Origin of the sequence: Rosenbergiella nectarea, assembly GCF_900111105.1 — a bacterium.
In the GTDB taxonomy this organism is placed as follows: Bacteria; Pseudomonadota; Gammaproteobacteria; order Enterobacterales; family Enterobacteriaceae; genus Rosenbergiella; species Rosenbergiella nectarea.
Genome location: NZ_FOGC01000001.1, coordinates 150,139 through 169,884, shown reverse-complemented (window position 1 = coordinate 169,884; position 19,746 = coordinate 150,139). Strand labels below are relative to the sequence as shown.

At 48.3% G+C, this 19,746-nt stretch carries 17 protein-coding genes; 13 read left to right on the top strand and 4 right to left on the bottom strand.

From position 1 onward, the window contains the following. Positions 1-84: 84 nt before the first annotated feature. From BMX14_RS00825 to BMX14_RS00815, 3 genes are all read left to right on the top strand, one after another. Positions 85-762 (top strand): MarC family NAAT transporter, encoded by a 678-nt coding sequence (locus BMX14_RS00825; protein WP_092671355.1) that lies wholly within the window; start codon positions 85-87, stop codon positions 760-762. 86 nt (positions 763-848) lie between these two features. Continuing rightward, a complete protein-coding gene (locus tag BMX14_RS00820) occupies positions 849-2,351 on the top strand; it encodes a helicase HerA-like C-terminal domain-containing protein (protein ID WP_092672426.1) in 1,503 nt (500 codons plus the stop codon). Between the two features lie 57 nt (positions 2,352-2,408). Next, positions 2,409-3,683 (top strand): DUF445 domain-containing protein, encoded by a 1,275-nt coding sequence (locus BMX14_RS00815; RefSeq protein ID WP_092671352.1) that lies wholly within the window; start codon positions 2,409-2,411, stop codon positions 3,681-3,683. Positions 3,684-3,729: 46 nt separating this feature from the next. Here BMX14_RS00815 and lptG read toward each other — a convergent pair whose 3' ends face one another. Together lptG and lptF are read right to left on the bottom strand one after the other, a co-directional pair. Further along, entirely contained in the window at positions 3,730-4,806 is a 1,077-nt protein-coding gene (lptG, locus tag BMX14_RS00810) for an LPS export ABC transporter permease LptG (RefSeq protein ID WP_092671349.1), read from the bottom strand. Further along, positions 4,806-5,906: an LPS export ABC transporter permease LptF gene (gene lptF / locus BMX14_RS00805; RefSeq protein WP_092671346.1), complete on the bottom strand. Its 1,101-nt coding sequence runs from the start codon at positions 5,904-5,906 to the stop codon at positions 4,806-4,808. Before lptF ends, lptG begins: the two co-directional genes overlap by 1 nt. A gap of 263 nt (positions 5,907-6,169) precedes the next feature. On the opposite strand from lptF, the gene pepA reads away from it, so the two are divergent. The 7 genes from pepA to glnQ all read left to right on the top strand — a co-directional run bounded on the left by pepA (position 6,170) and on the right by glnQ (position 14,558). Further along, entirely contained in the window at positions 6,170-7,681 is a 1,512-nt protein-coding gene (gene pepA, locus BMX14_RS00800; RefSeq protein WP_092671343.1) for a leucyl aminopeptidase, read from the top strand. A gap of 69 nt (positions 7,682-7,750) precedes the next feature. Continuing rightward, positions 7,751-8,200: a DNA polymerase III subunit chi gene (locus tag BMX14_RS00795; protein ID WP_092671340.1), complete on the top strand. Its 450-nt coding sequence runs from the start codon at positions 7,751-7,753 to the stop codon at positions 8,198-8,200. Between the two features lie 5 nt (positions 8,201-8,205). After that, the gene (locus BMX14_RS00790) at positions 8,206-11,061 is read left to right on the top strand and encodes a valine--tRNA ligase (RefSeq protein WP_092671337.1); all 2,856 of its coding nucleotides are present in this window, start codon (positions 8,206-8,208) and stop codon (positions 11,059-11,061) included. A 77-nt stretch (positions 11,062-11,138) separates the two neighbouring features. After that, entirely contained in the window at positions 11,139-11,990 is an 852-nt protein-coding gene (locus BMX14_RS00785; RefSeq protein ID WP_092671334.1) for a MurR/RpiR family transcriptional regulator, read from the top strand. A 374-nt stretch (positions 11,991-12,364) separates the two neighbouring features. Next, positions 12,365-13,117 (top strand): glutamine ABC transporter substrate-binding protein GlnH, encoded by a 753-nt coding sequence (glnH, locus tag BMX14_RS00780; RefSeq protein WP_092671331.1) that lies wholly within the window; start codon positions 12,365-12,367, stop codon positions 13,115-13,117. 56 nt (positions 13,118-13,173) lie between these two features. Then, positions 13,174-13,830: a glutamine ABC transporter permease GlnP gene (glnP, locus tag BMX14_RS00775; protein WP_092671328.1), complete on the top strand. Its 657-nt coding sequence runs from the start codon at positions 13,174-13,176 to the stop codon at positions 13,828-13,830. Positions 13,831-13,832: 2 nt separating this feature from the next. Beyond that, complete coding sequence (glnQ, locus tag BMX14_RS00770; RefSeq protein ID WP_092672424.1) at positions 13,833-14,558, top strand: glutamine ABC transporter ATP-binding protein GlnQ; 726 nt, start codon at positions 13,833-13,835, stop codon at positions 14,556-14,558. 39 nt (positions 14,559-14,597) lie between these two features. On the opposite strand, the gene miaE is transcribed toward glnQ, so the two are convergent. Both miaE and rraB read right to left on the bottom strand, forming a co-directional pair. Then, positions 14,598-15,365: a tRNA isopentenyl-2-thiomethyl-A-37 hydroxylase MiaE gene (gene miaE / locus BMX14_RS00765; protein ID WP_092671325.1), complete on the bottom strand. Its 768-nt coding sequence runs from the start codon at positions 15,363-15,365 to the stop codon at positions 14,598-14,600. A gap of 54 nt (positions 15,366-15,419) precedes the next feature. Next, positions 15,420-15,842 carry a ribonuclease E inhibitor RraB gene (gene rraB, locus BMX14_RS00760; RefSeq protein WP_092671322.1) on the bottom strand — a complete coding sequence of 141 codons (423 nt, stop codon included), beginning with the start codon at positions 15,840-15,842 and terminating at the stop codon, positions 15,420-15,422. 155 nt (positions 15,843-15,997) lie between these two features. On the opposite strand from rraB, the gene argF reads away from it, so the two are divergent. From argF to arcC, 3 genes are all read left to right on the top strand, one after another. Beyond that, on the top strand, positions 15,998-17,008 hold the full coding sequence (gene argF / locus BMX14_RS00755) for an ornithine carbamoyltransferase (protein ID WP_092671319.1): 1,011 nt from the start codon (positions 15,998-16,000) through the stop codon (positions 17,006-17,008). A gap of 580 nt (positions 17,009-17,588) precedes the next feature. Continuing rightward, positions 17,589-18,824 (top strand): arginine deiminase, encoded by a 1,236-nt coding sequence (arcA, locus tag BMX14_RS00750; protein ID WP_092671316.1) that lies wholly within the window; start codon positions 17,589-17,591, stop codon positions 18,822-18,824. Further along, positions 18,821-19,738: a carbamate kinase gene (gene arcC, locus BMX14_RS00745; RefSeq protein ID WP_092671313.1), complete on the top strand. Its 918-nt coding sequence runs from the start codon at positions 18,821-18,823 to the stop codon at positions 19,736-19,738. Before arcA ends, arcC begins: the two co-directional genes overlap by 4 nt. The last annotated feature ends 8 nt before the right edge of the window (positions 19,739-19,746 follow it).

The window sequence follows — 19,746 nt, the reverse complement described above, 5'->3', positions numbered from 1 at the left end:
GTGCCTAATCTTTTTACCCCTTATTGTAACTGCCCTCCTGGCGTTCTAGGCTTACTTAACCTGTTCTCTCGTTAAGGATTGACTATGATGACGCTGCTCGATGCTATCGGCTGGGGACTCCTGATCCTTTTGCCGCTGGCTAACCCATTGACTGCGGTGGCGATGTTTCTCAGTCTCGCCGATGACATGAATTTCCAACAACGTAATCGTCAGGCCTTACAGTCGGCAATCTATGTTTTCCTCATTATGCTTATCACCTGGTTTGCGGGCAGTGCGGTATTGAATACCTTTGGTATCTCGATTCCTGGGTTACGTATTGCTGGCGGGATGATTGTGGCCTTTATTGGTTTTCGTATGCTGTTTCCGGTACAGCAAGTACATGAAGCGCCTGAAGTCCAGCATAAACAAGACGAATTGGATGCTACGCCGCATAGCCCTCAGACCGTCAATATCGCCTTTGTGCCGATCGCCATGCCGGGCACTGCGGGTCCGGGGACCATCGCGGTGATTATCAGTACCGCGGCGTCGGTAAAATCGGGAATCGACTATCCAGCCTGGATCCTGATGGTCGCGCCCGTCATCTGTTTCCTCCTGGTGGCCATCATGCTCTGGTTAGCGCTGCGCTGTTCCGGTTCGATCATGCGATTAGTAGGTAAAGGCGGGATCGAAGCGCTCTCTCGCTTAATGGGATTTTTGTTGGTCTGTATGGGCATACAATTTGTGATCAATGGCATCGTCGACGTTGCCACTCATTTACATTGATAAGTCTTGGTTACAGATCCTACTGATTGACACCTACCTCGAGATCATTGCATGCTTAGGATTTGTCCATGGATGAGATCCTAATTATGACAGAACCGCTACGTATTGCATGCACCAACACGCTATCGCTCGACTTACTGCCAGCCCTTGCCAACCGCCACGGACTTATTACTGGCGCGACGGGGACAGGCAAAACCGTTACCCTGCAAAAATTAGCTGAGTCCTTTTCATCAATTGGTGTTCCCGTCTTTATGGCTGATGTGAAAGGCGATCTAAGCGGGGTGGCAACAGCAGGCAAAGCTTCAGAAAAACTCACCAAACGGTTAGAGGCGATTGGGGTCACTGACTGGCAGCCCGTTACTAATCCGGCCGTTTTTTGGGATATCTTCGGTGAGAAGGGTCACCCCGTTCGTGCAACGGTCACCGACTTAGGCCCTTTACTGCTTGCTCGCTTGCTTAACCTTAACGAGATCCAAACCGGTGTCCTTAATATCATCTTCCGTATTGCCGATGAGCAAGGACTATTACTGCTCGATTTTAAAGATCTGCGTGCGTTAACACAGTACGTTGGGGATAACGCGAAATCGTTTACGACTGAATACGGCAATATCAATAGTGCGTCGGTCGGAGCCATCCAGCGAGGATTATTAAGTTTAGAGCAACAAGGCGCTGAATACTTTTTTGGCGAGCCTATGCTGGACATTAAAGATTGGATGCGGACCGACGATCGAGGCAAAGGTGTCATCAATATTCTTGCCTCAGAAAAGCTCTATCAAATGCCTAAACTCTACGCCACCAGCTTGTTGTGGATGCTCTCTGAACTCTATGAGCAGCTGCCTGAAGTGGGTGATGTCGAGAAGCCGAAACTCGTATTCTTCTTCGATGAAGCACACCTACTCTTCAATGGTGCCCCAGACGTCCTGCTTGAGAAGATTGAGCAAGTGATGCGCTTGATCCGTTCAAAAGGCGTCGGGGTCTACTTTGTCAGCCAAAGCCCGTCCGATATTCCCGATAATATCTTAGGACAACTCGGTAATCGGGTGCAGCATGCCCTACGTGCCTTCACCCCTCGCGATCAGAAAGCCGTTAAAGCGGCGGCCAACACTATGCGGGCGAACCCTGAGTTTAATACTGAAGAAGCGATTCAATCCCTCGCGACAGGTGAAGCGCTTATTTCATTTCTTGATGAAAAAGGTAGTCCAAGCGTCGTGCAGCGCGCCATGGTGATTGCGCCGGGTTCACGTATGGGACCACTGACCAGTGATGAACGTAATGACCTGATTAATCATTCGCCGCTGTACGGTAAATATGATGAGGCGGTCGATCGAGAATCAGCCTTCGAAATGCTCCAAAAAGGCGTTGCGAACAGTGATGCCCAGCAGTCGTCTAGTGCATCAGCGCCACGGTCTGAAGTCAAAGAAGAAGGCGGTATCATGGATGAAGTGAAAAAAGTCGTGTTCGGTTACACCGGGCCGCGTGGCGGACGCCATGACGGTGTCGTTCAAGGGATGGCAAAAAGTGCAGGCCGACAAGTCGCGAACCAGATCCTTCGTGGAGTGTTAGGGAGTCTGTTCGGAGGTCGTAAGTAGGTTATTTTTCAGGTGGCAGCCGGCCGGTTGCCACCGCTCATCGACTAAGCAGGTGCTATGCAAAAATCTCATGCACTCCGTCGTACTAAGCGAATCGCCCTATCCCTTCTGCTTTGTGCGACAGGACTCTTTATTCTCAGTCTATTCCTGCCCCCCACATTGGGTTCGCAAGCCCTTAAGTCCGTCGCTGAGGCGGCCATGGTGGGTGGCTTAGCCGACTGGTTTGCGGTCAGTGCGTTGTTTCGACGCATCCCTATTCCGTTTATTAGTCGGCATACCGCCATTGTGCCGCGTAATAAGCAGCGTATTGCCGATAACTTAGGCGTATTTGTTGAAGAGCGTTTCCTCAATGCAGAGGCTCTTTCTCGCTTGGTGAAACAGCACGATCTTTCACAAAAAATGGCCGATTGGCTGACGTTACCTGCAAACCAGCAACGTTTCGCCCAAGCCCTAAAGGCCGTCCTACGCGGGTTACTGACCGCCAGTAATGACGATGCAATCAACCGATTTATTCGTCAAGCGGTGAATCGCGCCATTGATCAGGTCGATTTTCGTCATAGCGCAATTATCTTACTGGAGAGCCTAACCCGTGAGAATCGCCACCAAGCGGTCCTCGATACCGTCATCAGACAGGTGGTTAAGCTACTTGAAAAACCCAAGACCCGCCAATTTGTTGCTAGCCAGATAGCGGCTTGGTTTCAACGAGAATACCCAACTATTTCGCGAGTTGTCTCCAGCGAATGGCTAGGCGAAAAAGGGGCTGTCAAAGTCGCCAAACTCACCGATCAGATTTTACTAGACGTTGCCCGTGATCCAGATCACCAGCTACGCAGGACGTTTAATCGTGCCGTACAGCTGTTCATTCACAACCTGCAGCATGACCCGAAGATGACCGAGCGTATGGTGCGTATGAAGACATGGTTGAAAGAAGATGAGCACTTCGCCCTTTATATTGGTCAGATTTGGCAAGATCTTCGTAGCTGGTTAACTAACGATTTAGATCAAGAAGATTCACGTATCGGCGTACAGCTACAACGCGCTGCTGGATGGATGGGGGAGACGCTCAGCCGTGATCCGCAGCTACGTCAGGCGTTTAATCAACATATCGAACAGACTGTACGCACGGTCGGTCCAGAAAGCGCCCGTTTCTTAACCCGCCATATCAGCGACACGATTAAAGGCTGGGACGATAAATTACTAGTGGAACAGATCGAGATGAATATCGGTAAGGATCTACAGTTTATTCGTATCAACGGAACGGTGGTGGGTGGGTTAATTGGATTAGTACTTTTTGCTCTATCGCAGTTACCTTGGTTAATTCAACTACTCTAGTTTCTTATCCCTCAATGTAAAAAGCCCCGACGACGGGGCTTTTTTTCTATTTCCGTTTAATGAGTAACACTAAACTCAATGCAAGAAACACTGCACTCGGCACAATCGCGCCAAGCATTGGCGGTAAGCCTTTTACTAAGCTTAATTGGCCGAAAATTTTATCCAATACATAAAAGACAAAACCAAAGCTTATCCCTGTTACTACTCGCTGACCCATGGAGACACTGCGTAACGGCCCAAAGATAAAGGAGAGCGCCATCAGCATCATCACGGCAACCGATAAGGGTTGTACAATCTTACTCCACATATTCAGGCGATAAATATCTGATTTCTGTCCGGTCTGGTCGAGATATTGAATGTAGTCATGTAACCCGCGAATCGATAGCGAGTCCGGATCGAGCGCCACGACTTGTAACTTATCCGGGGTGAGCGCCGTTTTCCAAATACTACTGACTTGTTGGCTACCCGTAATTTGCTCTGGATTGGAGAGATTCGACTCATCGATTTGCGATAAATTCCACTCTTTACGACGCTTATCCCATTGAGCACTCGCTGCATAGCGTACGCTCTCAAGTCGACGTTGATCATTGAAATGGTAGACTGTTACACCGTTTAAATGACGCTCATCTTGTAATTTTTGGATAAAGATAAAATCATTACCGTCCTTCGCCCATAAGCCACCTTGCGCTGCCAGAAGCGAACTGCCATCGATCTGTTCTGAACGGTAATTATGCGCCAGTTGATCACCGGCAGGAGCTAAGAACTCACCGACCGCCATTGATAAAAAGACTAAAGGAATAGCGGTTTTCATCACCGATGCCGCGACTTGTAAACGCGTAAAACCTGCTGCTTGCATTACAACAAGCTCACTGCGCTGGGCTAAGTTACCGAGGCCTAATAATGCACCAAGTAATGCCGCCATCGGGAAAAACAGCTCTAAGTCAGTCGGAACACTGAGAAGTGTGAAATAGCCCGCATCCCAGACGCTATAAGCCCCTTTCCCCGTCTTTCTTAACTGTTCAACGAATTTAATAATGCCGGATAACGACACGAGTAAAAACAGTGTCGTCATGATGGTATTGAAGATGGTTTTACCAATGTAGCGGTCTAATACGCCAAACATTACGCGACTCCTTTTCGGCTAATTTTCGCGCGTAGCCGACGGACAGGTAAGGTATCCCATGCGTTTAAGACTACCGCTAGGCCCAAATAGAGAATATTCACGCTCCACATCCATATCGCTGGATCTAACCTTCCTTTACTGGCATTGGTTCTAAACGAACTCTGTATCAGGAAGAAAATGAGATAGAGTAAAATCGCCGGTAGCATCGACAGTACTCGCCCTTGACGAGGGTTCACCTCGCTTAGCGGTACGACCATCAGCGCCATGGCTAACACCGAGAAAATTAACGTTAAACGCCAATGTAATTCAGCTCTAAACTGCGGCGTATTGCTGTGCCACAGCGTGGTAAATGTGGCTTCGTCCGCATCATTGGGATCAAGTACGGACTCTTTATAACCGACGTAAGCGCGATATTGGGTAAAGTCGGTGATCCTGAAATCACGCAACATGGCAGTCCCTTCGAAGCGAGTGCCGTTATCGAGGGTAATGACTTGGCTACCGTCTTTATGCTGCGACATATGCCCACGGTCCGCGACCACGACTGAAGGACGGGTGTTATTACGTGGATGAAGTTGCGCCAAGAAGACGTCGCTAAAATGGTTACCCCGTGCGTTATCAATAAACAGCACGAAACTCCCATCACTGGATGGACGGAACTGCCCTGCCGCTAGCGCTGCACTTCCAGGGTTGGCCTGCGCATTCTGTATAATTTGATCTTGATAGCGTGCCGACCAAGGGCCAGCCCAAATCACATTTATCGCGGCAACCGCAGAAGTAAAGAGGATTAAGACCAGAGCCGCTTTCACCAACACGCTCTTTCCTAAGCCGCAGGCGTGCATCACGGCGATTTCACTGTCCGTGTACAGTTTGCCCAACGTCATTAAAATGGCGAGGAAAAGGCTTAACGGTAGAATGAGCTGTGCCATTTCTGGTACACCCAAACCTAAAAGCGTTAGAATCAAGTTTGCAGGGGTATCGCCGTCGACGGCAGCCCCTAAAATACGTACTAACTTCTGGCAAAAGAAGATTAGTAACAGGATAAAGAGAATCGCTAATTGACTCTTAAGCGTCTCACGAACCAAATATCTGATTATTATCACGCTAAATACGCCTGTGAAAACTTGTCTTTTTGCAGGAAAGTCGATAATTTCAACGCTTATTTGCTGGTTTTCTTCATCAACACATTTTTGCTGTTACAGTGTATCATACACCTTATGCATCAGTGGTGAGGGCTTCTGCTCACTCACCCTTCAATATAAACGACAATAGCATAAAGTTGAGTATTGACGGTCATTATACACTTAAGCCGTTATGTATGTTAATTAAGTGTCACGGTCGTTGTCTTTAAGATTCAGGAGAATACATGGAGTTCAGTGTAAAAAGCGGTAGCCCAGAGAAACAACGCAGTGCCTGCATCGTTGTTGGGGTGTTCGAACCTCGTCGGTTATCCCCGATCGCGGAACAACTAGATAAAATCAGCGACGGATACATCAGCGCTCTACTGCGTCGTGGTGAGCTTGAAGGGAAAGTCGGTCAAACGCTGCTGCTTCATCACGTGCCTAATGTACTTTCCGAGCGTATCTTGCTGATCGGTTGCGGCAAAGAACGTGAACTTGACGAACGTCAATACAAGCAAATTATTCAAAAAACCATTAGCACCTTGAATGAAACGGGTTCAATGGAAGCCGTGTGCTTCTTGACCGAATTACACGTTAAAGGCCGGAACAATTATTGGAAAGTGCGTCAGGCCGTTGAGACGGCGAAAGAGTCACTGTACTCTTTTGACCAGTTAAAAAGTAACCGTGTCGAGCCACGTCGCCCGCTGCGTAAACTGGTGTTCAACGTCCCAACTCGCCGTGAATTAACCAGTGGCGAGCGCGCAATCCAGCATGGATTAGCCATTGCCGCGGGTGTTCAAGCCGCGAAAGACCTCGGCAATATGCCACCTAATATCTGTAACCCAGCCTACCTTGCCTCACAAGCCCGTCAATTGGCGGATGCGAACAGCACCCACATCACCACCCGGGTAATCGGCGAGCAGCAGATGAAAGAGTTAGGCATGAATGCCTACCTCGCGGTAGGGGCGGGATCGCATTTTGAATCCTTAATGTCGGTCATTGAGTACAAAGGCCACCCAGACGCAGAGAGCCGCCCGATTGTCTTAGTCGGTAAAGGGTTAACCTTTGACTCCGGCGGTATTTCCATTAAGCCTGGCGAAGCCATGGATGAAATGAAATACGACATGTGTGGTGCGGCCACGGTTTACGGCGTAATGCGTATGGTTGCTGAGCTTAAGCTACCTCTGAACGTAGTCGGGATCCTTGCGGGGTGTGAAAACATGCCGGACGGACGCTCACTCCGCCCAGGAGATATCCTGACCACCATGTCAGGCCAAACCGTTGAGGTATTAAATACCGATGCGGAAGGCCGCTTGGTGCTCTGTGATGCCCTAACCTATGTCGAACGTTTCGACCCTGAACTGGTTATCGACGTTGCGACCTTAACCGGCGCTTGCGTGGTGGCACTGGGTCATCATATTAGTGGGTTACTCTCTAACCATAACCCGCTGGCGCATGAATTAGTCAGTGCATCGGAACAAGCGGGCGACCGCGCGTGGCGTTTACCACTCGCCGATGAGTACCAAGAACAGCTGGAATCTAATTTCGCCGATATCGCTAACATTGGTGGACGAGCTGGCGGCGCGATTACGGCGGGCTGTTATCTGTCACGCTTTACCCGCAAATATAATTGGGCGCATCTGGATATCGCGGGTACGGCATGGCGTTCAGGTAAGGCGAAAGGCGCAACCGGTCGACCGGTTCCACTTCTTTCTCAGTTCTTACTGAATCGCGCAGGCTTGACCCCAGAAGAGTAATCTGGTCCCACTTCATTCAGGAGCTCTTCGCTGGGTTCCTTTTCTTATTCTTAGGGTTCACACGCTAATATGAAAAATGCGACGTTTTACCTGCTTCCTGCAAACGCTGCTGATCAGCCGCTTAGCGCAGCTGAGAGTGCGACCTGCGACCTCGCCGCGCAGTTTTGGCGTGAAGGTAAACGTATCCTTATCGCCTGTCAGGATGAAGCGCAAGCCTTACGACTGGACGAAGCACTCTGGCAACGTCCAGCAGAAGCTTTCGTTCCGCATAATTTAGCGGGTGAAGGACCGCGTCAAGGTGCGCCGGTTGAACTCGCTTGGCCACAGAAGCGTGGAAGCAGCGCCCGTGACTTACTGATTAGTTTACTTCCCCACTTCGCAGACTTTGCCACCGGATTCTATGAAGTGGTAGACTTCGTCCCCGAAGATAACACCTTAAAACAACTGGCCCGTGATCGTTATAAAGCGTATCGCAGTGCTGGATTTCAATTGAATACTGTAACGGCAGCATCGGCGTAATTCCTATGGAAAAAACATATAACCCGCAAGAGATCGAACAGCCGCTTTATGAGCACTGGGAAAAGCAAGGCTACTTCAAACCACATGGCGATCTAAGTAAAGAGAGCTATTGCATTATGATCCCACCGCCGAATGTTACCGGCAGCTTACATATGGGACATGCTTTCCAACAGACCATCATGGATACCTTGGTGCGTTACCAGCGCATGCAAGGCAAAAATACCCTGTGGCAAGCCGGTACCGACCATGCCGGTATCGCCACCCAAATGGTTGTTGAGCGCAAGATCGCTGCGGAAGAAGGTAAAACCCGTCAAAATTATGGCCGTGATGCGTTCATTGATAAAATTTGGCAATGGAAAGCGGAATCAGGAGGCAACATTACCAATCAGATGCGCCGTCTCGGTAACTCTGTTGATTGGGAACGTGAACGCTTCACCATGGATGATGGGCTTTCCAATGCAGTAAAAGAAGTCTTTGTCCGCCTGTACAATGAGAACCTGATCTACCGCGGTAAGCGCCTAGTTAACTGGGATCCTAAACTTCGTACTGCGATTTCTGATCTGGAAGTCGAAAACCGTGAATCGAAAGGGTCGATGTGGCATATCCGCTATCCACTCGCCGATGGCGTTAAGACGGCTGACGGTAAAGACTACATCATCGTCGCCACGACGCGTCCCGAAACCTTACTGGGCGATACCGGTGTTGCCGTTAACCCTGAAGATCCCCGTTATGCCGACTTAATCGGGAAAGAACTCGTCCTGCCCCTCATCAACCGTCGCATCCCTATTCTAGGTGATGAGCACGCTGACATGACTAAAGGGACGGGCTGCGTGAAGATCACGCCAGCGCATGACTTCAATGACTATGAAGTTGGACGCCGCCATAAACTGCCAATGATCAATATCTTGACCTTTGATGGCGATATCCGCCAACAGGCACAAGTGTTTGATACTAATGGCGAAGAGTCTACTGCCTACTCGAGCGATATTCCTGCAGCCTTTGCGGGGCTAGAGCGTTTCGCTGCGCGGAAAGCCATCGTTGCCGCGGTTGAAGAGTTAGGGTTATTAGAAGAAATTAAGCCACACGACTTAACCGTGCCATACGGTGACCGGGGTGGCGTCGTCATTGAACCCATGCTGACTGACCAATGGTATGTCCGTACAGCCCCGCTGGCTAAAGTCGCGGTTGAAGCGGTTGAAAATGGCGATATCCAGTTCGTCCCGAAACAGTACGAAAATATGTACTACTCGTGGATGCGCGATATTCAAGACTGGTGTATCTCTCGTCAGCTATGGTGGGGACACCGTATCCCAGCATGGTACGACGAAAGTGGCCGTGTCTATGTTGGACGTAATGAAGAAGAAGTTCGTCGCGAACATAACCTTGCCGATAATATTGTCCTGACCCAGGACGAAGACGTTCTCGATACTTGGTTCTCTTCTGGGCTATGGACCTTCTCGACATTAGGTTGGCCAGAAAATACTGACGCGCTACGCACTTTCCACCCGACCAATGTTATCGTCAGTGGCTTCGACATTATCTTCTTCTGGATTGCTCGCATGATCATGCTGACCATGCACTTCATGAAAGACGAGCAAGGTAAGCCGCAAGTGCCTTTCAAAACCGTCTACATGACCGGTCTGATCCGTGATGAAGAAGGCCAGAAGATGTCGAAATCTAAAGGGAATGTGATCGATCCTTTAGATATGGTCGATGGGATTTCCTTAGATGCGCTACTTGAGAAGCGTACCGGCAATATGATGCAGCCTCAGTTGGCTGAGAAAATCCGTAAACGCACTGAAAAACAATTTCCGAACGGTATTGAGCCTTCAGGAACGGATGCCCTGCGCTTTACCTTAGCGGCGTTAGCCTCGACGGGTCGCGATATCAACTGGGATATGAAACGACTCGAAGGTTATCGTAACTTCTGTAATAAGTTATGGAATGCCAGCCGCTTTGTGCTGATGAATACCGAAGAGCAAGATTGTGGTTTCCAAGGTGGCGAACAAGTTCTCTCCTTGGCGGATCGCTGGATCCGCAGTGAGTTCAACCGTACCGTCAAAGCTTACCGCGAAGCCTTAGATACTTATCGTTTCGATATCGCCGCTAACTTGCTGTACGATTTTACGTGGAACCAATTCTGTGACTGGTATTTAGAATTAACCAAACCTGTCATGAATAACGGAAGTGAAGCGGAACTGCGCGGTACCCGTAACACCCTTGTCACCGTACTTGAAGCGTTATTACGCTTAGCGCACCCGATCATTCCATTTATTACGGAAACCATCTGGCAGCGTGTCAAAGTATTGAAAGGGATCACTGATGATACGCTGATGCTGCAAGCCTTCCCAGAATGGTCTGCGGAGAAAGAAGACGCGCAGGCGCAGAGTGATATCGAGTGGATCAAGCAAGCGATCATTGCTGTACGTAACATCCGTGCTGAAATGAATATCTCGCCAAGTAAGCCACTGGAATTATTACTGCGTGGTGCAACCTCTGACGTGGAACGTCGTGTCTGGGCAAACTTAACCTTCTTGAAGCGTTTAGCGAAGCTGGAAACGATCACTCTGCTTAACGCTGAAGAGAAAGCACCAGTCTCGGTCACCAAACTGGTAGAAGGCGCCGAACTTCTCATCCCAATGGCTGGCCTAATCAATAAGGACGTTGAATTAGAGCGTCTAGCGAAAGAGTTAGGGAAGGTTGATGTCGAGATTGAGAAAATCGCAACTAAGCTTGGCAACGAAGGATTTGTCGCACGAGCGCCTGAAGCCGTTGTCGCGAAAGAGCGCGAACGTCTTGCCGACCTAGAACACTCTAAAGCAAAAATTATCGAGCAACAGGGCGTGATTGCCGCGCTGTAATCGATGATTAATTAATAAATAGCCGGGCATCGTCCCGGCTTTTCTTTGCTCTACCGCGATGTTACAGAGGCTAATGTATGGACCTTCGCAAACTCATCATTGATCACTACCCTGCTCTCACCCCTGAACTCCAGCGAGCAGCAGCTTTTGTCCTAGAAAATATTAATGATGTCGCGTTAATCTCGATGCGAACCATTGCGCATAATGCCGATCTCAAACCCGCGACGCTTTCGCGCTTAGCCAAAAAATTGGGTTATGAGGGCTGGGAGGCCTTAAAAGCGGAATTTATCTATTCGTTAAAATTAACGCGTAGCAGCTATGCCAGCCGAGCGGTACGCTTACAACAAAACTTGCAACAAGAGTCAGCCTATGACGCTGTGTTCTCGACGTTGAGCCAGTCGTTGGAAGATACCCAAGCCTTAAATCAAGACTCTCTACAGCGCGCGGTCACCTTATTGGACGACGCCAAGCAAGTTTATGTCTGCGGCTTTCGCGCCAGTTTCTCGATCGCTTGGTCGATTTATTATGTTTATCGGCTCTTCCAACAGCGGGTAACCTTGATCGATAACCTCGCTAATAGCCAGCAAATATTCACTCGTGAATTAACCGACCAAGATAGTGTGTTACTGGTCAGCTTCTCTCCTTATTCACGAGAAACGCTACAGATCCTAGAGACTGCCCAACAGGTGGGGGCCAAAATTGTTGCCATCACAGACTCTCCCTCCTCACCTCTGGCACAAGTCGCTGACTGTACGCTGCTCTTTTCGATCGACAGTGCTTCGTTCTTCCCCTCAGTCGTTTCAGGTATGGCCATTGCCGAAGCACTGCTGGCAAGCTTAGTCGCCAAACATGGCGAACCCGCGGTCCAGAGTATTGAGAAGTCAGAAAAATATTTATTCGATTCTGGAAGCTATATCGCTAATCGTTAGAATACTCTTTGGGTCATGGGCTGTTACCGCGAAGAGAATCTATGATGGCTATAGCGTCACGCTTATACATACCCCCTGCTTAGCGCGACTTGCCCTAAAACGAGGAAAAGATAAGTGGGCCTGCACCATTTTGGAATGGCGACTCGTTGGCCGTTTTTCCCGAGGAAAAAGAATACCACCCACCTACTTTTCTCTGATAATTCTCATTATTAGCCGTAACGCAGTTAAGGTAAATACCACTCTTCCTCCCAAATTTATGCGTAATGCTTGTTTATAGATGACTTTCCGCCACCTCTGCCGTGCCATTTATTCACTTTGGCATAGCTTTTGCTTTAAGGAAGTTAGCTCTCGTTAACACCTTAAAGGAAATAAACATGTTCACGACCATCAAGAAAATAAGTGTAGGCTTCACATTACTTTCAACGTTATTCAGTGCCAGCGTGTTAGCGAAGGAGACCCTCAATGTCGGCGTCGATACCGCATTTGTCCCTTTCGAATTTAAACAAGCAGATAAATATGTCGGCTTTGATGTCGATCTTTGGGACGCCATTGCTAAAAAAATGGGCGTCGATTACCGATTACAACCGATGGACTTTTCAGGGCTAATTCCCGGTCTTCAGTCCCGTAATTTGGATGTCGCCATGGCAGGGATCACTATTACGCCAGTGCGTGCTCAAGCCGTTGATTTTAGCGCGCCTTATTATGATGCAGATTTACTGATGGCGGTTAAAAGCAGTGCAAACGGTATTACAAAGTTCAGTGATTTAGCCGGAAAAAAAGTGGGGCTTAAACAGGGAACCTCTGGGGCGACCTATATGAAAGCTCACGTTAAAGCGGATTACGTTGAATTCCCGAATATTGATAACGCCTATTTGGATTTACAGGCGGGTAATATCGATGCCGTGGTTCATGACTCCCCTAACGTCATGTATTACATCAAGGTTTCAGGGAATGGAAAAATTAAAGCTACTGGCCAAAATGATAGCGTCTTACCTCAACAATATGGTTTCGCCTTACAGAAAAATAGCCCTTACACCGCGCAAGTCAATAAAGCGCTTGCCGCGCTTAAAGCGGATGGCACTTACGCGAAAATTTATAAAAAGTGGTTCGATAAAGCGCCTAAGTAGTCTTGTTGGCCAGCGCTGCTGGCCAACCTTTTTGTTATTGTTGACGGACACCGCTTATGAATTTTGATTTTACCTACGTGTGGCAAGCTATTCCTATACTGTTACAGGGGCTTAAACTCACTCTTTTTATCTCTTTGGTTGGCTTGTGTGGTGGGTTTTTTATCGGTTTAATTGCCGGGATTGCTCGCGCATTAGGTGGCCGTATAAGTAAAACGATTTCGCTGATTTTTGTCGAATTGATCCGCGGCACCCCTATCATGGTGCAGGTCATGTTTATCTATTTCGCCCTGCCACTACTACTGCCCATTAGAATTGAACCGATCACCGCCGCGGTCGTCACCATTATGATTAATTCGGGTGCCTATATTGCCGAAATTACCCGTGGAGCAATCCTGTCGATTAATAAAGGCTTTAAAGAGGCAGGCTTAGCCATGGGCCTTTCTTCCCGAGCTACGCTATGGCACATCATCATGCCGCTGGCGCTACGAAGGATGATCCCGGCGTTAGGTAACCAATGGATTATCAGTATCAAAGATACTTCACTGTTTATTGTTATTGGTGTGGCGGAACTGACCCGAGAAGGGCAAGAAATCATCGCCGGTAACTTTCGTGCCTTAGAAGTGTGGACGGCCGTTGCCGCACTCTACTTGGTGGTAACACTCTGCTTAAGCTTCTTACTGAAAGTGCTAGAGAAAAGGATGCATATCTTATGAATATGGTGGAATTTCAAAACGTCTCTAAACATTTTGGTAAAACAGAAGTGTTGCACGATATCTCCCTGCAGGTAGAAAGCGGCGAGGTTGTGGTGATTATTGGCCCTTCCGGTTCCGGTAAGTCGACACTGCTACGCTGTATCAACAAGCTGGAAGAGATCAGTTCTGGTACCCTTGTCGTTGCGGGGATGCATATGACAGACCCACACCTCAACGAGTGCGACATTCGCCGAGAAGCAGGCATGGTCTTTCAGCAATTTCATTTATTCCCTCACCTGACCGCGCTAGAGAATGTCATGTTTGGCCCGTTACGAGTCCGCCATAGTAGTAAAAGTGACGCTAAACGCATAGCACTAGAATTACTCGAACGAGTGGGATTGAGCAGTCGCGCGGATCACTATCCTGCTGAATTATCAGGCGGGCAACAGCAACGTGTCGCCATCGCGCGAGCTTTAGCGATAAAACCCAAAATGATGTTGTTTGATGAGCCAACTTCCGCGCTCGATCCAGAATTACGGCATGAAGTTTTGCAAGTCATGCAGTCTCTTGCCGAAGAAGGGATGACCATGGTAATCGTGACTCACGAAATAGGTTTTGCACGCGATGTGGCTTCTCGCTTAATTTTTATTGATGGCGGAACCATTGCCGAAGATGGCTCCCCCCAAAAACTACTGAGTGAAGGGCAAGGTTGTGAACGGCTGCAGACATTTTTACGGCATGTCTCTTGAGCCCGATAGTAACGACTCCGGCGAGTCGTTACTATCCGTTCACAATAAATGGATAGGGCACCCACTGTGAAAGCGTAGCTCAGGATCAGGCGAGCTAATCAGCTGTGCTTCGGCACGCCCAATCGCCTGTACTCGAGCGGTAATATCAAACTCGGCAATTTGCTGGGCTAAGTGCAGATAGTCTTGATAATGGCGTGCTTCAGAGCGGAGTAGCGAGGTATAAAACTTTTCTAACTCCGGGTCTAAATAAGGAGCCAACGCTGCAAAGCGTTCGCATGACCGCGCTTCAATGTAGGCACCACAAATGAGTTTATCCACCAGCGTCATCGGCTCGTGAGTGGTCACCTCACGCATGAGCGATTTTGCATAGCGACTGGCGGTCATCTTTTGGTAGGCGATCCCCCGCTGCTGCATAATTTCCCATACTTGGTAAAAGTGATGGAGCTCTTCTTTGATCAATAACATCATCTTTTCCACCAGCTCCCCTGCCCACGCGTAGTCAGTGGCGGTGGTGACCGGGCGACTCAGCCCCTTGTGCGCACGGATAAAATCAGGATCGGGCATCTCACGGTAAACGAACGCTTCATAGGGTTTGAGCCAATCGAGAATCGCTTCGCCACTGGGTTTATCCGCCACATATTTGCGAACAAGCCATGTCGCAGTGAGCGCTGCTTTCAATTCACAAACCAGGTGATCCGTTAAAAGTAGCGGTAAATTTTCCGGTTTACGCGCTTCGTTAATCCAAGCTTCTGGGGTCTGGCAGTGGAGGAATTGTTGAATGGGTTGCAGTAACGTTTGGGTATTCATAGCATCGTGTTGGCTGAGAAAAACACAGCAGACTTTGCTGCTGTGTGCGAAATATTAATGGCGAACACCATTATCGTCTTCATCGATAGCGTCGTCTTCGTCATCCTCTTCGTCTTGCGCGTCCGGATCTTCGAAGTAAGTGCCCCAACCGTCATAATCAACGTTATGTTTACTGGCGATAGAGACAAGTTGAGCAACTTGCACATCGATTAATTCAGGGTTTAGTGCGGATTCGCTAATGATGTCCACGCACATCACGGTGGTACCATCTTCAAGTTCTAATTCTTCCGGCTCCGTTACTTCATAACCCGCTTTAAAGGCATCGACTGCGGCTTTTTCAAGTGCGTCAAAGCTATCACAAGAAAAATGATGTTCAATTGTGTAAAGCGCATCTGGATCGCTGCCGTCTTCCAGTAACTCTTCGATAATCGCTAACGTTTCTTCACGTTGCTCGGCTAATAATTCTTCACTGGACATACAATACCTCTTTCGCTACACGCTGGAATATTGGGGCTATTTTCCCACACACCGCGCCTTGGCACTACTCCCTAAATCGATAATCATCGAAATAAGTTGAAAGTGAATTATTAGTCATATAAATTGAATATCAATTCAATATTAGGGAGTGCGTCATGTCTTCACTGTACCAGCGGTCGATTCTACGATTACTCGATTGTTCCCAGCAAGAGTTAACCCATCTTCTCACCCTTGCCGCAGACTTAAAACGTGCAAAAAAACAGGGAACCGAGCACCGTTATCTCGCAGGTAAAAATATCGCGCTGATCTTTGAGAAAGACTCGACGCGTACCCGCTGCTCTTTTGAAGTCGCCGCCTACGATCAAGGGGCCGGAGTTACGTATTTGGGGGCAAGCGGTAGTCAAATTGGCCATAAAGAATCAATCAAAGACTCGGCGCGGGTGCTGGGCAGAATGTATGACGGTATTCAGTATCGGGGATATGGCCAATCGATTGTTGAAACCTTGGCAAAGTATGCACAAGTGCCGGTATGGAATGGCTTAACCACCGAGTTTCACCCGACGCAGTTACTGGCCGATTTACTCACTATGCAAGAACATCTCCCTGACACACCGTGGAATAAGATTAAGCTGGCCTATCTAGGGGATGCGCAAAACAATATGGGTAATACCTTATTGGAAGCCGCTGCACTGACCGGATTACAGCTAGTGATGGTGGCACCACAAGCCTGTTGGCCCGCCGCTGAGTTAGTGGCGGAGTGTCAGGCATTGGCTTCACAACACGGCGGAACAATCACCTTAACCGAAAATGTGGAAGAAGGGGTTAACGGGGCTGATTTCCTCTATACCGATGTCTGGGTGTCTATGGGCGAACCGAAAGAAGTGTGGGAAGAGCGTATAGCACTATTGCGCGATTATCAGGTGAACCAACAGGTGATCACTGCTACAGGTAATCCGCAGGTTAAGTTCCTACACTGCTTACCCGCCTTCCATGACACCGAGACCGTAGTCGGTAAGCAGATTGCGGAACAATACGATTTACCGCAAGGCATCGAAGTCACGGATGAGGTTTTCGAATCGTCACACAGTATTGTCTTTGATCAAGCCGAAAACCGGATGCACAGCATCAAAGCCTTAATGGTGGCAACTTTAAGCGCTCAGCTCTAAACACTAATGTCGAAAAAGAATAGCCTTATAGGAGGCTATTCTTACGCGAATCTCTATTCAACTATTTCCCCTCTGCTAACGCTGAAGGGTCTACGCTGAAATCCATAAGAAATTTTATGCGAATAAAATCATTATCTGATGGAACGGTATAGATGAGATCGTCGATAACGTATTTATTTGCCAAACTATTTATAAATACCTAATCCCTCATCACAAAAATATAATCTTATATAATCTTAATATTCTGCGTAAATTTTCATTTTATGGATCAGTGTCTCTCCGCTTACAGAAAATCCCTTAAACTCCTACCTGAATAGCGCTATGTACCCATCAATACCCACTGGATTCAACGGGTGTCTTCCTGAGAATAAAATCTTTTTTATTAAATAGTTACCCATTTTATAATTAAAAAAAATAGCTACTTTTCTGACTTAAATCAGACCCGGTTCAGATAGCGAACAAGGCCCATTTTAATGTGATCCACCTCTCTTTTTCTCACCTGCGTGAATCGCATACTCCGCGATATCGCTCTTATCCCATGCGGGGATCACCCGCCTTATCTTGAGAAGAAGGAATTTCTATGGAACGTCATTATGTAGGTTCGGAAATTGGTCAACTGAGAACAGTCATGCTGCATCGACCTCTTTTAAGTTTGCAGCGTCTCACCCCGTCAAACTGCCAGGAATTACTGTTCGATGATGTACTTTGTGTTGAACGTGCCGTGGAGGAACATAATCAATTCGCCCAACTCCTCCGCGATCAAAATATCAACGTCTTACTCCTTGGCGAACTCTTAGCCGAAACGTTACAAAACACTGAAGCGCGTGACTGGCTGCTGTCAGCCCAACTCTCTGATTACCGATTAGGGCCAACCTTGGCATCCCCCCTTAGAGAGTGGTTAGCGGATCTCCCTGCCGATCAACTCTCACGTTATCTGACGGGTGGACTCACTTGGCAGGAAATCCCCGAAACACTTCTTAAATCACGCACTATCTCGCCCATGCAATCGCCGTTTATCACTCGGCCGCTCCCTAACCACTTATTCACTCGCGATACTTCATGTTGGATCTATCAAGGTGTCAGTATCAATCCTATGGCAAAACCAGCTCGGCAACGAGAAACCGATAATTTGCGGGCGATTTACCGCTGGCACCCACTTTTCCAAGATAATCAGTATATCAATTACTACGGTAATGAAGAGCGGCGCTACGATCATGCCACCCTTGAAGGAGGAGATGTCTTAGTTATTGGCCATGGCACAGTATTGATTGGCTTATCCGAACGAACCACGATTCAAGGCGTTGAATTCCTCGCAACCTCGCTTTTCCACCACCAACAAGCGAATAAAGTCATTTTAGTTGAGCTGCCAAAACATCGTGCTTGTATGCACCTCGATACGGTTATGACTCATCTCGATATTGACACCTTTTCGATCTATCCTGAGATTATTCAAGCCGATATGCCATGTTGGATGCTGACTCCAGATGGAAAAGGTGGAATTAAGCACCATTCCCCCCGTCCTCTCGTTGCCCTTCTTGAGGAAGCTCTTGCCGTGACTGAAATCCGTTTTATCACCACGGGTGGCGATATTTTTGAGTCAGAACGTGAACAGTGGAACGATGCTAATAATGTGCTCACCCTCAGACCGGGTGTGGTAGTCGGCTATGATCGGAATTTACGCACCAATGAAAAATACGATAAGGCCGGAATAAAGATCTTAACCATTCGTGGGGATGAGCTAGGGAGAGGGCGTGGTGGAGCGAGGTGTATGAGTTGCCCACTAGAACGTGATGATTTAGAGGGAGTCCGCTCATGAGTACAAAACCCACGCTGGTTGTTGCCCTTGGCGGTAACGCACTATTGAAGAGAGGTCAGCCTTTAGAGGCTGATCTACAGCAGAAAAATATTGAATTGGCGGCTCAACAACTTGCGGTACTCAGCCGAGATTGGCGTATTGTGTTGGTTCATGGTAATGGCCCACAGGTCGGGTTATTAGCCTTACAAAATGAAGCTTACCAAGCTACATCGCCCTACCCCCTTGATATATTAGTGGCTGAAACTCAAGGGATGATTGGCTATCTATTACAACAAGCCTTGCACAATTATCTTCCAAACTGTTCCGCAGTTTGTGTGATAACACAAGTATTAACTGACAGTGATGATCCCGCTTATCACTCCCCCAACAAATATATCGGCCCCAGTTATCAGCAGGAGCAGCTTCCCTATTTAGATACTACTTGGCAGATTAAGCCTGATGGCGACACTTTCCGCCGAGTCGTCGCGTCACCGCGCCCGAAAAAAATCCTCGAGACTCCGGCGATTGCCCGCCTACTTGAAGACGACCATTTAGTGATCTGTTGTGGAGGCGGTGGCGTACCGGTGATCGAACAAGGGGCCCGTTTACAAGGTACGCCTGCGGTAGTGGATAAAGATCTCGCCGCAGCACTGTTGGCTGAGGAGTTAGACGCAGATGCACTGCTTATCCTCACCGATGCAAAAGCAGTGTATCTCGATTGGAACACGCCTCAACAATCTGCGATCAGCGATATTACTTGCCAAGAATTAAATACTATAACGTTTGATCAGGGGTCAATGGGTCCGAAAGTACAAGCCTGTTGTGCATTTGTCGAAAAGACCCAAGGAATTGCCGCAATCGGTGCGCTAGATGATGCACTCGATATTTTAAACGGTAAGCAAGGGACACGTATTTATCCATCCCATTCATCATAAGGAAATGA